Source organism: uncultured Draconibacterium sp. (assembly GCF_913063105.1).
In the GTDB taxonomy this organism is placed as follows: Bacteria; Bacteroidota; Bacteroidia; order Bacteroidales; family Prolixibacteraceae; genus Draconibacterium.
Genome location: NZ_CAJXYQ010000009.1, coordinates 131073 through 145676, shown reverse-complemented (window position 1 = coordinate 145676; position 14604 = coordinate 131073). Strand labels below are relative to the sequence as shown.

General features: G+C 41.0%; 12 protein-coding genes. 6 read left to right on the top strand and 6 right to left on the bottom strand.

Going from position 1 to position 14604, the window contains the following annotated elements:
• Window positions 1–67: 67 nt before the first annotated feature.
• Genes QZ574_RS11070 through hemA form a run of 4 tightly spaced genes read right to left on the bottom strand, consistent with a single transcriptional unit; the run spans window position 68 to window position 3443 of the window.
• A complete protein-coding gene (locus tag QZ574_RS11070) occupies window positions 68–1864 on the bottom strand; it encodes an assimilatory sulfite reductase (NADPH) flavoprotein subunit (protein WP_297089548.1) in 1797 nt (598 codons plus the stop codon).
• Between the two features lie 9 nt (window positions 1865–1873).
• The gene (locus QZ574_RS11065) at window positions 1874–2323 is read right to left on the bottom strand and encodes a bifunctional precorrin-2 dehydrogenase/sirohydrochlorin ferrochelatase (protein WP_297089547.1); all 450 of its coding nucleotides are present in this window, start codon (window positions 2321–2323) and stop codon (window positions 1874–1876) included.
• A gap of 6 nt (window positions 2324–2329) precedes the next feature.
• Window positions 2330–2581 carry a DUF2061 domain-containing protein gene (locus QZ574_RS11060; RefSeq protein WP_297089546.1) on the bottom strand — a complete coding sequence of 84 codons (252 nt, stop codon included), beginning with the start codon at window positions 2579–2581 and terminating at the stop codon, window positions 2330–2332.
• Window positions 2568–3443 (bottom strand): glutamyl-tRNA reductase, encoded by an 876-nt coding sequence (hemA, locus tag QZ574_RS11055; protein ID WP_297089545.1) that lies wholly within the window; start codon window positions 3441–3443, stop codon window positions 2568–2570. Before hemA ends, QZ574_RS11060 begins: the two co-directional genes overlap by 14 nt.
• A 578-nt stretch (window positions 3444–4021) precedes the next feature.
• Between hemA and QZ574_RS11050 the strand changes: the two genes are divergently transcribed.
• The gene (locus QZ574_RS11050; protein WP_297089544.1) at window positions 4022–6178 is read left to right on the top strand and encodes an elongation factor G; all 2157 of its coding nucleotides are present in this window, start codon (window positions 4022–4024) and stop codon (window positions 6176–6178) included.
• 145 nt (window positions 6179–6323) lie between these two features.
• Here QZ574_RS11050 and QZ574_RS11045 read toward each other — a convergent pair whose 3' ends face one another.
• A complete protein-coding gene (locus QZ574_RS11045) occupies window positions 6324–6929 on the bottom strand; it encodes a hypothetical protein (RefSeq protein WP_297089543.1) in 606 nt (201 codons plus the stop codon).
• A gap of 372 nt (window positions 6930–7301) precedes the next feature.
• Here QZ574_RS11045 and QZ574_RS11040 point away from each other — a divergent pair, with 372 nt between their 5' ends.
• Complete coding sequence (locus QZ574_RS11040) at window positions 7302–8216, top strand: hypothetical protein (protein WP_297089542.1); 915 nt, start codon at window positions 7302–7304, stop codon at window positions 8214–8216.
• 44 nt (window positions 8217–8260) lie between these two features.
• Window positions 8261–8548 (top strand): DUF1330 domain-containing protein, encoded by a 288-nt coding sequence (locus QZ574_RS11035; RefSeq protein WP_297089541.1) that lies wholly within the window; start codon window positions 8261–8263, stop codon window positions 8546–8548.
• Between the two features lie 10 nt (window positions 8549–8558).
• Here QZ574_RS11035 and QZ574_RS11030 read toward each other — a convergent pair whose 3' ends face one another.
• Complete coding sequence (locus tag QZ574_RS11030; RefSeq protein ID WP_297089540.1) at window positions 8559–9848, bottom strand: gliding motility-associated C-terminal domain-containing protein; 1290 nt, start codon at window positions 9846–9848, stop codon at window positions 8559–8561.
• 322 nt (window positions 9849–10170) lie between these two features.
• Here QZ574_RS11030 and QZ574_RS11025 point away from each other — a divergent pair, with 322 nt between their 5' ends.
• The 3 genes from QZ574_RS11025 to murA all read left to right on the top strand — a co-directional run bounded on the left by QZ574_RS11025 (window position 10171) and on the right by murA (window position 14523).
• Window positions 10171–12495, top strand: coding sequence for a UvrD-helicase domain-containing protein (locus QZ574_RS11025; RefSeq protein ID WP_297089539.1), 2325 nt, complete (start codon window positions 10171–10173; stop codon window positions 12493–12495).
• Between the two features lie 117 nt (window positions 12496–12612).
• Window positions 12613–13194 (top strand): DUF4290 domain-containing protein, encoded by a 582-nt coding sequence (locus QZ574_RS11020; RefSeq protein WP_297089538.1) that lies wholly within the window; start codon window positions 12613–12615, stop codon window positions 13192–13194.
• A gap of 24 nt (window positions 13195–13218) precedes the next feature.
• Entirely contained in the window at window positions 13219–14523 is a 1305-nt protein-coding gene (gene murA / locus QZ574_RS11015) for a UDP-N-acetylglucosamine 1-carboxyvinyltransferase (protein WP_297089537.1), read from the top strand.
• Window positions 14524–14604: the final 81 nt, after the last annotated feature.

Here is a 14604-nt window from a genome sequence, read left to right as displayed (position 1 = left end):
CTTAAATTTCACCGATGATCAACATCACCGGGAGCAGCGAGAATAAAAAATCTACAATCGAATCCCGCTAATAAACATCGGTTTGAAAACGTTTCTCCCGTTTCAGGTTCTTTACATATTTCTCAGCTTGTTCTTCGGTAACACCACCCTGCCCCTGAATAATTTCAAGCAAGGTTTTATTCACATCTTTGGCCATGTATTTCATATCGCCACACAAATAGAAATGAGCACCATTTTCAAGCCATTCAAACACTTCCTGCTGGTGTTCCATTAGTTTGTGTTGCACATAAATTTTTTCATCCTGATCGCGACTAAAAGCCACATCCATTTTTGTTAGGATTTCATTTTTCAACAGCTTTTGCCATTCGGTTTGGTACAGAAAATCGGAGCTAAACCTACGGTCGCCAAAAAACAACCACGATTCGCCTTTAATACCTAAACTCTCGCGATGCTGCATAAAAGCACGGTACGGAGCAACACCGGTTCCGGCGCCAACCATAATTATTTTTGAACCGTTGGCCGGAAGTTTAAACGATGGATTTTTATCGATGTAAACAGGTACTTGTTCATCTATTTCAATACCATCCGCCAGGTGTGACGAACAGGCTCCTTTTCGTTTTCGGTTTTTCCGCTCGTAGCGCACTACTGATACGGTTACATGCACCTCTTCACCAACACTTTCCATACTCGACGAAATGGAATACAAGCGCGGAGGAATTGGCCGAAGCACCTCTGCCAGTTTGTTGGCGTTCCAGTTAAACGGGAAATCTTCCAGCAAATCGAGCACATCGTGACCATAGAGGTATTCATCAAGTGCTTTATCGTCGGCCAGCAACTTTGCCAGCTCAGCATTTTGGGTTTTCGCCTGGTATTTTGTAAGCAAATCAAAAGTTAACAGCGTTATTTCCAGGTGGTGCAACAGCGCCTCGCGTATACCGATTTCCATTTCCTGAACATCTACTTTTTGCTCGGGATCGAAACCGGTAAAAGCAAGGATGTCTTCCACCAGGTCTTCCGGGTTTTGAGTAAAAACCCCCAGAGAGTCGCCGGGTTCGTATTCCAGCCCCGAGCCTTCGAGCGACAACTCAACATGGTACACTTCTTTGTCTGAATCACTTCCGGTAATTTTCACCTTTTCTAAAACCGTTGCCATGTATGGGTTTGCCTTCGAGAATTCTTCTCCAAAGCCTCCGTTCGACTCTACAAGAGGCGACTCTGTGGCAAGCGGATCGGCAGTTTCTGCTGGTGTAAGGTTCAACAAAAAGTTATTCATCCACATTTCGGCAGGCTGCTCATAATCCACATCGCACTTTACCAACTGTGCCACCCGATAGGCCCCGCGGCTTTTTAAGGCCTCATCAATTTCTTCGCCTGTTTTACAGAAATGCTTGTAGGTTTTATCGCCCAGTGCCAGCACCGAAAAACTTACCCCATCAAGCTCCGGCGCTCTTGTTCCGGTTACATATTTATAAAAATCTTCGGCCATATCCGGCGGATCTCCTTCACCGTGCGTACTTACAATTACCGCTACATTTTCTTCTTCTTTCAGCTTTTTGTAATTGTAATCGTACAAGCTCAATACCTGGGTATTAATACCTTTAAAAGACGCCTTTTCTCCCAATTTTTCGGCTAGCCCCTGCGAATGTCCGGTTTCAGTTCCGTACAAAATTGTAAGGTTAATTGAACTTTGCGGGGCAGCTGCGGCAGCACTTTCAACCATCGGAACTTCCAGCCCTCCGAATGCGGCAAGCCTCCCCTCGAAATAGCCATTTAACCAAAGGGCCTGATCTTTTGTCAATCCTTCCACCAACTGACCTAAAGCACTTAGCTGTGCATCATTTAATGGATTTGTTTTTAAACTCATTTTTGCGTTTTAATTAAGTTGCAACTTATCTTGTATTAAATTTCTTATCCGAATTGATTCGTACACATTTTCTCCGTTCGAACTTACGGCTACCGAAATATTTCCAGTACGGTAGATAGCAGGAGAAACAAACTGACAGCGTTCTGGTTTATCATGAATATTAACTAAAACCTTTGCCGCACGGCAATCTTCCTCAATCTGGCGGTCTACTTCGTCGTTATTTGTGCACGAATAAAGCATTAAATAGTCTTTTATATATTTCTTATCGTAAGGCTTTTCGATGTATTTCACACCACTATTTTTTATTTCGTCGCACACTTCGGTTGCCAAAATCTCAACTTTGGCATTGTGTCGGTGCAAAATCTGCAATTTGTTAAAGGCACTTTGCCCGCCGCCAACTATTAGTATTTTTTGGTTGGCAATATCAATTGCAATGGGTAAAAAGTTTTTGTTTGCCATATTTATTTATATTTCGTATTCAATAGGTGTATGTTTAACCCGGCCAAAATTTATTTTGTTCCAGGCCCTTTCGTGAAAAAAGTACAACAGCATTTTTGTAAAAAGCTCAACCCCACCAATGGTTACTGCAAAATTCAGGTTACCTACCACAATCCACGATATAATTATGGTATCAATAGTTCCGATAGCCCTCCAGGAGATAGTTTTTACAATGCTCCTTCGTTTTCTTTCTGTTGTTTTTCCATTATTTTGTGCCATAAGCCATCTGTTTTTGAAAGCGCTCAAGCTCTCGCTGAATAATCTCTTCAGCCAGCCTTACTTTATTTTTTCTTGCTTTTAAATTGTGCTCCAGGCTTTGCTCGATGGTTTCGATATTAAACAACTGTACATTCGATAATTCGGCAATTGTTGGGTCGATATCACGTGGCACTGCCAAATCAAAAATTGTAATTGGCTGAGTGGCAGCAAACGCATCACTTTTAAGGATATAATGGGGCGCACTTGTTGCCGAAACAAGCACATCAGTATGCTTAAGAATATCGGGTAGCCTGTTAAAACGCAAGGCGGTTGATTGGTACTTTTCGGCCAGCAGGCTTGCCTTTTCAAAAGTGCGGTTTCCTATAAATATGGCTGTGGCACCTTTATTAATTAAAAACTGAATAATTTTCTCGTTAAGCTTATTCACCCCAATTATAGTGATGCGCAAGTTGCTAAAATCGGTATTTTGCTTTATCAGCAAATCAACAACCGCCTGGCTATGCGACATGGCCCCTTCGGAGATTCCGGTTTCGCGTCGGACCCGCTTGCCAACCGCCAGAGCTGTTTGAAACAATTTATGCACCGATTTATCAAGTTTTTGTGTGCAGGCCGCTTTTTGATAGGCCGTTTTTACCTGGTTCACAATGGCTGTTTCGCCAATAATGGCCGAGTCTAATCCGGACACAACCCTAAATAAATGTAATACTACCTCGTTGGCAACTTTACCTTGGCCACGGTAGCATTCCACCCTGTTACAAGTATGTAAAAACACACCCGCTGCATGCTGTATGCCTTCCGCGACAAGAAACCGTTCACGCTGCTCCAACGAACTGTCTTTACCTATTTTTACTAACTCTACCATAAAAAAAAGGCCCCTCTGCACATGCAGAAGAGCCATTGTATTTAAGTTATTTACTTTAAATCATAATCAATTCTTCTGCTCAAAATGTTTGGCACAGCACATGCACATCATACAGGCCATTTTACACATTGTTATTTCAGAAAAATTCATCATCATTTTATTCTCATTCGTTAGTGACTTTTGTCACACAGAGGCAAAGCTAAAGGAAATATTCAGACAAAAAAGACTTTTTATCAGTTTTTTTTATTCAGTCTAAATAAATTAACATTGACTACAGCTAAAATTCAGCTCCTAATATGTGCTCCCTGTTTTTTAATTGATATAATTGTTATGCTATTTTAATGATTTACCAAAGCCTGTTATTTGGAATGATTTCAGACAATAACAATTATTAACAAAACGCCCTTAAACAGCTGGATTCATGCATATTAATCAGCACAACAACACAGGCTTGGATAATATAATTTCCGAAGCTGATTTCCACCTCTTGATTGTTAACAAATTATTACTATTTTTGGTGTCCTCGCTTCAAAAAAGGAAGAAAACGAGAATCAATAAATCAAAAAAACTTACATACTATGAAAGTTTATAAAACTGACGAAGTCCGGAACATTGCTTTAATTGGTAATGCCGGCAGTGGGAAAACCACCCTTGCAGAAGCTATGCTGTTTGAGGGTGGAGTTATAAAACGCAAGGGCGATGTAGGTGCCAAAAATACGGTATCAGACTACAACCCCATTGAACAGGATTACGGCAATTCTGTTTTCTCAACCCTAATGCATACGGAATTTAACGGAAAGAAAATTAATATTATGGACACCCCGGGGATGGACGATCTTTGCGGTGGTGTTGTATCATCATTAAGTGTAACGGCACTTGGCCTGCTTACCATTAATGCAGCAAATGGCGTTGAAGCCGGAACTGAAGCCGGTGCCCGTCATGCCGATAAAGCCGAAACTCCACTGATTTTGGTTTTTAATCAGCTCGACCACGACAATTCAAATTTCGACAATACACTTGACCAGTGTAAAGCATCTTTTGGAAACAAAACCACAATTATTCAGTATCCCGTTGACGCAGGAACCAACTTCTCTACCATCATCGATGTACTGAAAATGAAAATGTACACGTTTAAAGACGACAGTGGCAAACCTGAGATTTCAGACATTCCGGAAGCTGAACTTGAAAGAGCAGAAGAATTGCACAACGAACTGGTTGAAAAAGCAGCTGAAAACGAGGAAGCGCTGATGGAGTTATACTTCGACAAAGGTACGCTTACCGAAGACGAAATGCGTAAGGGTATTAAACTGGGAATGCTCGACAGAACTTTATTCCCGGTATTTTGCACCGGTGCCAAAAAAAGCGTTGGAATTGGTCGGTTGTTAGAATTTATTACCAACATTGCACCAGCACCAAGCGAAAAGAAAATGGCCAAAATAGTTGCCGGAAAAGAGGTAACCATGGATGCATCGCAGGCGCCAAGTCTTTTTGTTTTTAAAACTGCTGTTGAACCGCATGTTGGAGAAATAACTTATTTCAAAGTAATGTCGGGTGTGGTAAAAGAAGGCCTCGACCTGATTAACTCAAAAACGGGAAATAAAGAACGCCTTTCTCAGGTGTTTGTTCCGGATGGTAAAAGCCGCGAAAAAGTTGATGAGCTGCATGCAGGAGACTTGGGCTGTACAGTTAAATTAAAAGAAACAAAATACAACCAAACCCTGGCAGCAAAAGAATTGGGCACCAAGTTTGCTCCAGTCGAATTTCCATCGTCGCGCCACACTGTTGCTGTAAAAGCAGTTAACGATTCGGATGACGAAAAAGTAGGTGAAGTACTTAGTAAAATTAAATACGAAGATCCAACCTATGTTGTTGAATACTCAAGAGAATTAAAACAACTGCTTGTACATGGGCAAGGCGAATACCATTTAAACATTTTAAAATGGTATTTCGATAATGTACATAAAATAGAAGTTGACTATTTAAAACCAAGAATACCTTACCGCGAAACAATTACCAAGCCTGCACAAGCCGACTACCGACATAAAAAGCAATCGGGTGGTTCTGGCCAGTTTGGCGAGGTACACATGATTATTGAGCCTTACAACGAAGGTGCTGAGCCAAAATCGATGTTTAAATTTGGCGACAAGGAACAAAAGCTTTCCGTAAGAGCAAAAGAAGAACATCCACTATCCTGGGGAGGAAAATTAATTTTCTGCAACTGTATTGTTGGTGGTTCTATTGATGCCCGTTTTATGCCTGCCATCCTGAAAGGGATTATGGAAAAAATGGAAGAAGGCCCACTTACCGGTTCGTATGCCCGCGACATTGTTGTGTACGTATACGACGGTAAAATGCACCCGGTTGACTCAAATGAAATTTCGTTTAAATTAGCCGGACGAAATGCCTTTAGCATGGCCTTCAAAAATGCCGGCCCAAAAATTCTGGAACCAATTTTCAACCTCGATGTTTGGGTACCATCAGACCGAATGGGTGATGCCATGAGTGACCTGCAAGGACGAAGAGCCATGATTATGGGAATGGGCTCGGAAAAAGGCATGGAAAAAATCAGCGCAAAAGTACCACAAAAAGAAATGCATAAATACACTACTTCGTTAAGCTCAATTACCGGAGGTAGAGGCGTATTCAGCATGAGTTTTGATGGCTACGAAAAAGTGCCTGCCGATGTACAAGACGAACTGCTTAAAGCTTACGAAGCTGAGCAGGAAGAGGAATAGACCATTTTCTAATCCATTTTACTATAAACTAAAATTGAAGCCCCGGCTGTTTGGCCGGGGTTTTGTTTTTTTACCAGTAGCAGGTTAAAAAGCCAAATACCAGTGCAGCATAGTTTCAACTGCTCCTTAAGCAAAACATAGAATACTAAGATCTGGTAGTACCTTTTTTCAATTCCAGCCTTGTTTTATGCAACTCCATATTAATTTTGGTATAACGGTCAAGTGCATTTTTTTTATGCACCTCGTATTCCTCTTTTAGCTCCAGGTATTCCTTTTTTGTGCGTTTGGTAACAGCAATACTTCTTTTATACAGCAAAAATACAAAGCCGGCAAGTACCAAAACTGCTGCAATAAACAAATACATGCCAACCGAATAGGCGCTTTTATTAATATTTATTCCCATCACTCCAATTGAGTTCTGTAATTTTAAACTTTCATCAAGTTGTTGTTGCAAACTGGTAATTTGCCCGTCTCTTGAACTTAGCTCGCTGTTTAGCTTTTGTATTTGCGATAATTTTTGCTGCAAATTATTATCAAGCCCGGCAATACTATCAGTTAAAGCGCCATAAAAATCGTTCAGCTGGTCTTCTTTTAAAAAGTAAGAACCATTCCAGAAATTAAGATTTAGTTTAAAAACTTCGTATTGCTGCTCAAGGGTGGGTTCCTGCTTCCATGCATTAATATCCTTTTTTGCAACAACAACAACAACACTAACTACCATCAATACAATAAATACGGCAACTTTCTTCATAACTTTCAATTAAATCTACTTTCGTAATTACCTAATGCAGCCCACCTATATCTTTCAACTGCTTTTTCTTACAAATACATTTTAAACGAAAAAATATCCATCATGTTATGCTTTGGCACTAAAAGATGAATTGGACTACTTCGTTTATGTTGCATTTAGTAAACGATAAATATAAACATCTTTACATTCATGTACATTTTTCGGGCTTCAGTTTTTTCATTCAGCGTTTCTAAAAACAGAAGAAAAATAAGATGGTACCAGGCACAGATACAATAAAACACCTGAGTCTACAGCAAGCCTATTTACCTGAAAAATAGTTTGACAAAAAGAGATGAATGCCCTAACTTGTACTAAGCAAAAAAAACAAAGGCCATGCAAATCAACTACAGCCAACCCCTTTCCGCGGGTTTTCGACGCATGAAAAATGCCCTGTTTCAACCTTTTGACATAAACAAGTGGTTTAAGGTAGGTTTTACCGCCTGGCTCGCCGGCCTTACCGACTGTGGAGGTAACGGCTCGGGAAACGGAGGGAATAGTAATACCAACTGGGACGAATTTTTTAATTTTCCGCAAAGCGCGTGGGACTGGTTAATGAACAATCCATTGTGGGCAAACCTGATATTGGTTGGTTTAATTTTTCTGGTGATAGTTATTTCGGTGTGTATTTGGGTGAGCTCGCGCGGAAAGTTTATGTTTTTGCACAATGTAGTACATAACAAAGCCGAAATAAGTAAACCCTGGCATGAGTTCCGGAAACAAGGCAACTCGCTTTTTATTTTCGAATTCTTGTTTGGGTGGTTTGCCTTTGCGGTTTTTGTGCTGTTTATTAGCTACTGCTTTGTTACCGGCAAAACCCTTTATGAAACCGATGCATCGAAAGAAGCCATATTTTTGGGAATAGCACAGATGGTATTGCTTTTTTTGGGCTACCTGGTTGTGTTCGGCTATATCACCATGTTTTTAAAAGATTTTGTTGTACCACTAATGTACAAAAACCGCGTTGGCGTGGCAAAAGGCTGGAGTATGTTTCTGGTTCTATTTGCAAAAAAGGCACTCCCTTTTATTTTTTACGGACTATTCATTTTTATTTTGGGTATTGCCGTTGCCATAGCCATCATATTTTTTGCGGTAATTACCTGCTGTATAGGCCTGCTGGTAATTGCCATTCCGTACATTGGCTCGGTGCTTCTACTTCCGGTAAGCTATACATTCAGGGCATTTAGTCTTGAATTTCTATCGCAGTTCGGAGAGGAATATAATTTATTTCCTATTGTAACAGACAAATAGAATGATGAAAATTGAGAATTACATCAAGATTAATACAGCTTGCAATGAGCGTATATTTTATCGCACAAATTAACATTAACAACAAGAATATCTATCAGCAATACATTAACTCGGCTGGTGAGGTTTTTAGCAAATACAAAGGCCGCTATCTGGCCGTTGACGACTCGCCGGTTTGCCTTGAAGGCTTTTGGGATGAAGGGCGTATTGTTTTGATTGAGTTTCCGTCGAAGAAAGATTTTAATGACTGGTACTACTCGGCAGAATACCAGGAAATTTTAAACTATCGGTTTAAAGGGGCAATATGCAATACTATTTTAATTTTGGGAAAATAAGCTAAAAAGCCTATTTATTTCGAAAAAGGTGGACAAACCCGTGTTTCTTTCGTTTTTCACCATCACGGCCACGCCCTACCACATCGTAGTAATATACGCCCGGGCTTGCATAACGGCCACCGAACACACGGCCGTCCCAAACGGTCTCCGTCCAGGTTCCCTCAAAGCCCCTAACATCGCCACTTTCCCAGTAATGTACACGTTTTCCCCAGCGATTATATATACTTATTTCCAGGCTTTGCATCGACCAGAACTTCACCACAAACTCGTCATTGGTTCCGTCTCCATTTGGCGAAAACACGTTAGGCACATCAATAAACGATGTATCCACATCAATATAATCTTCCATGTACATCGTATCTGCACACACCAGCGAGTCTGAAAGATGTTTCGAAATTAATTTCACCATGTACGAACCGGAATTTTCGTAAGTGTACACAGGTGCATCATCATACGCTACCAACATTATACTATCAACCGGCTCCGTTGAGTTTTCCGAGTCTCGTTTAATCTCATTTAAATCACGGTAAAAATGCCATTCGTAATAGCCGGCTGTTCCGTTTTCAGAATTATTGGTAAAGGTAACCGTAAGCGGCGCTTCTCCACTCATAGGTTCGGCAGTAAAATCGGCTTTTGTTACTACCGACTCATACAACACCGTCGCCCGGGCCTCGCAGTCGTATTTATCGTAAACGCGTAGAGTATAATTGGTATTTTCGGTTGGCGGATCGTATATCGTTGGATTTAAAACCGAGGCAACACGGCTGTCGTCTTTAAGCCACTCCACCTGCACATTTTTTGCTAAATCAACCGGGGCTCCACTACTTAAATCAAAATAAGTTAACACCGCTGAATTCATTTCGCCGGCCATTCTAAAATATTCGCAGGTTGATTTTACCACTTCTCCACCGGCATACATCCAGTTATTAAACACCCATGCACGGTCGGTAACGGTATTGTCTCCCTGGCTAATCGAAATCCGGTAACAGCCATCAGCCAAACCCACTATTTGCGATGTGTTTGCCTCTGTGCTTTCCTGAAAATACAAAAGGAATGAAGCCTGTATTTCATCATATTTTTCCCACAAATAGGTTTTAGTCCCCTGCAATTCTGTACTTGCTGTTAGCGTAGCATTTTGCTGCGTTGAATCGTTGCTGCAAAAAATAAAAATTTCATCCGTTTCCGGAAAAACCGGGTATTGGGTTACATCGTTGGCATTGGCTTCGGGAGATGTAATTTGTGCCTGAAGCGAGAAAGCTGACAAAACCACTATAAAACCAATAATAAGAATGTGCTTCATAAATGTTTGCTCTTTGAGATACAATATTAACGTATAAATTTTATTTAATTGCCTGTTCCAGGCAAAAATAGTGAACAGCAACGGAAATACAGGAAGCTAAAAGAATTTGTTAATAAAAGAGCCGAAAAATAACCAGAATTACTTTTCACAAGCTTTATTTTTGCTCCAAACAAGTTGCATAGCCAATTGTTGTGTAATGCAATTGTTACGAAATGCCAGATAACCGTTTATTTCGCAAGCATAAAACTGACAACTCAACATTTTTGTCAATCAGTTTTTTAAACGGTCTGTTATATTTGCAAAGCAAAAAAGGAAAGCTATAGTGTTTGATTATCTTCAGAATTTAAATGATGCCCAAAGAGAGGCTGTTCTTCGCACGGAAGGGCCTGCCCTGGTAATAGCCGGTGCAGGATCGGGAAAAACGCGTGTGTTAACTTATCGTATTGCCAACTTACTGAAACAAGGCGCGCGGCCATCAAGTATTTTGTCGCTTACCTTTACCAACAAAGCCGCCCGCGAAATGAAAGAGCGGATCGCAAGTGTGGTTGGCGAAAATACGGCACGCTACCTATGGATGGGCACTTTTCACAGTATCTTTGCCCGAATTTTACGAACCGAACACGAAACCATTGGCTACCCGTCGAACTTTACGATTTACGATAGTGCCGATAGTAAAAGCCTGATCAAAACCATCATAAAAAGTTTTCAGCTCGACGATAAAATTTATAAACCCGGTGTAGTGGCCGGACGGATATCGATGGCGAAAAACAACCTTATTACGCCCAATGTGTACGCCAACTCGTCTGAAATTAGAACCGCAGACAAAAGCATGCGCATGCCTCAAATTGCCAATATTTATAAAGAATACGCTAAACGATGTTTTCTTTCGGGCGCGATGGATTTTGACGACCTGCTGCTAAAAACAAACCTGCTTTTTCGCGACCACCCCGAAGTATTGCAAAAATACCAGGAACGTTTTGGATATGTGATGGTTGACGAGTACCAGGATACCAATTACTCGCAATACCTGATTGTAAAAAAGCTGGCTGCAGCACATAAAAATATTTGTGTGGTTGGCGACGATGCCCAAAGTATTTATTCATTCCGTGGTGCAAGAATTGAAAATATCCTGAATTTTAAATCAGATTACCCCGAGCATAAAGTTTTTAAGCTGGAACAAAACTACCGCTCTACACAAACCATTGTTAATGCAGCAAACAGTATTATTGCCAAAAACAAACGGCAAATTCCCAAAAAAGTATTTTCGGAAAATGCTACCGGGAAACCCATAAAATTAATTTCGGCATTAACCGACAACGAAGAAGGTTTTTTAGTGGCACAGGAAATTGCCCAGCTCCAACTGCGCGACCATTACAAATTTGAAGACTTTGCCATTTTATATCGCACCAATGCACAATCGAGAATCTTTGAAGAATCATTGCGAAAAAGAAATATTCCTTACAAGATTTATGGCGGCTTAAGCTTTTATCAACGAAAAGAAATAAAAGACCTGCTCTCTTATTTCAGGATGACCATTAATCCTGCAGATAATGAAGCCTTAAAACGCATCATTAATTACCCTGCGCGCGGAATTGGTGCGACAACTCTTTCCAAACTCGAAACTGCCGCCATAAACAACGAAACTTCCATATGGAAGATAGTTTCTGATCTGCCAACTGTTAACCATGCCGGACTAAACAAAGGTACTACCGGAAAAATATTGAACTTTGTAGGCTTAATTAAAAAGTTCCGTCAATTTGCCGATGAAAACGATGCCTTTGACACGGCAAAAACCATTGCCGAACAAACCGGCATTTTAAAAGAACTGTACACCGACAAATCACCCGAGGGCCTGAGCCGTCACGAAAATATTCAGGAATTACTGAACGGAATCCAGGAATTTAGCATTAATGCCAAAGAAACCGGCGAACCCGAAAAACTGGAGAACTACCTTGAGGATGTTGCTTTGCTTACCGACCAGGATAGCGAAAAAGAGGAAGACAAAAACAAGGTGACATTAATGACCGTGCACTCGTCAAAAGGCCTCGAATTCAAAAATGTGTTTGTTGTTGGTCTGGAAGAAAATCTTTTCCCATCGAACCAAAATGGCGACAACAAACCTGAAACGCTGGAAGAAGAGCGCCGACTGTTTTATGTGGCCCTAACCCGCGCTGAAGAAAATGCCTGGTTTTCGTATGCCAACCAGCGCTATCGATGGGGAAATCTTGATTTTTGTACACCAAGCCGTTTTCTTGAAGACATTGATCAGCAGTTTCTTGACACTAGCAGTGCTGATGGTTTTTCTTCATCACCCCGGCAAGCGCAAAGCACCGATCAGCCCGAACGTTTTCATCAAAAATTCAGCCGTCGCCAACCCCCATCGTCATTTAAAACACGCGAGTCGCAAAACTTTTTTAATAAAAAACTCGTTTCGCTTAAAGAAAGCAGCAAAACGCAAAACACGTTCCAGGGAGACGACCCCGGAAAAATACAAGTGGGAATGCGTGTTGAGCACCAGCGTTTTGGAGAAGGAAAAGTAACAAATATTGAAGGCGTGGCACCCAATATTAAAGCAACAGTAATTTTTAAATCGGGAACTCAAAAACAGCTTTTGCTGAAGTTTGCCAAGCTAAAAATTAAAACATAAAAACCGATTATTGATAAATATTCGCAATATTTCAGGAAATGATTAGTTTTGCAACATCATTTCGCGAATAAATCCAACTTACTTGAAGATTAGATTATTAGCATTAAACATTTACAAATGGATTATAATACCAAAAGAAAAAAGATGGCCCTTCCGGAATACGGAAGAAATATACAAAACATGGTCGATTACCTGTTAACTATTGAAGACCGCGACAAACGAAATAAATCAGCCCAAACGGTTATCGATGTTATGGGCAATCTTTTTCCTCACCTGCGTGATGTTCATGAGTTTAAACACAAACTTTGGGATCACCTCGCCATTATGTCTGATTTTAAACTCGATATCGACTACCCTTACGATCCGCCTTCGCCCGAGTCGTTGCTCGAACGTCCAAACAAGGTTCCTTACGATCAGCATCGTATAAAATACAAACACTATGGCCGTACAATGGAATTGCTGATTCAGGAAGCGGATAACTTTGAAGGAGAAGAGCGCGAGATTATTATTGAGCAAATTGCAAATCACATGAAAAAATCATACCTGTCGTGGAACAAAGACGGTGTGGAAGACGAGTTCATTTTTAATGATCTGATAGAAATGTCGGACGGAAAGCTAAAACCTGCAGAAGGATTGCAATTAGCCGATGCCAAGTCGCTTGTAGGCACAAAAAAGAAAAAAACAAAAAAGAAAAAATAGATTAAGCCATAAACCTGCTTCCCCATGTCAACTTTCAAAATCGAAGGTGGTTTCCAATTAAAAGGAGACCTTGAACCACAAGGTGCTAAAAATGAAGCGCTCCAGATTATTTGTGCCACATTATTAAGTCCTGATGAAACGATTATAAAAAACATCCCGGAGATACGTGATGTTTTGAAACTAATTGAAATCTTAAAGGGATTGGGAGTTGTGGTAGAGCGCCTTGCCAAAGGCCATTTTAGTTTTAATGCATCGCAGGTTGATATCGATTTTTTAAAAAGCCCGGAGTATGCCAAACAGGCAGCTGTTTTGCGGGGATCTATAATGATTATTGGTCCACTGCTGGCCCGTTTCGGAAAAGGTTTTATCCCCCAACCGGGCGGCGATAAAATTGGACGGCGCAGAGTTGATACCCATTTTATTGGCTTGCAAAAACTGGGCGCCCGCTTCGAGTTCGATCGCGAAAACAAATGGTACACCGTTTTAGCCGACAAACTAAGCGGAGCATACATGCTACTGGATGAGGCTTCGGTTACCGGAACCGCAAATATTGTAATGGCTGCTGTTTTAGCCAGCGGTACAACAACAATTTATAACGCAGCCTGCGAACCCTATTTGCAGCAATTGTGCAAGATGCTGGTTTCCATGGGGGCAAAAATATCTGGCATTGGTTCTAATCTGCTTACTATTGAAGGGGTTTCCTCGTTAAAAGGATGTACCCATCAGATATTGCCCGATATGATTGAAGTTGGAAGTTTCATCGGCTTAGCTGCCATGACCGCTTCCGAGATCAACATTAAAAATGTAGGTATCGAACACCTCGGAATCATTCCGGAATCATTCAGAAGACTTGGCATTAACGTTCAACAGGCAGGCGACGACCTACTTGTAAAAGACACCGAACATTACGAAATTGAATCATATATCGATGGATCAATAATGACCATTGCTGATGCCCCATGGCCGGGTTTAACCCCCGACCTGCTAAGTGTTTTCCTGGTGGTTGCCACTCAAGCCAAAGGCAGTGTGCTTATTCACCAGAAAATGTTTGAAAGCCGCCTGTTTTTTGTCGACAAATTAATCGACATGGGTGCGCAGATCATTCTTTGCGATCCGCACCGGGCAACCGTTATTGGCCTCGACCGCAAACATGCCCTTCGAGCCACTAAAATGGTATCGCCCGATATACGTGCCGGTATTGCCCTGCTTATTGCTGCCATGTCGGCAAAAGGCATTAGCACTATCGACAACATCGAACAAATCGACCGTGGCTACGAGAATATCGATGGCAGACTAAACGCACTTGGAGCAAACATTTCAAGAATGTAAACGCCGTGTTAAAACATTCATCAGCGCATTGTGTTACTACTTAATATTTTATATTTGAATTTTTAGAAACATCAAAATCCA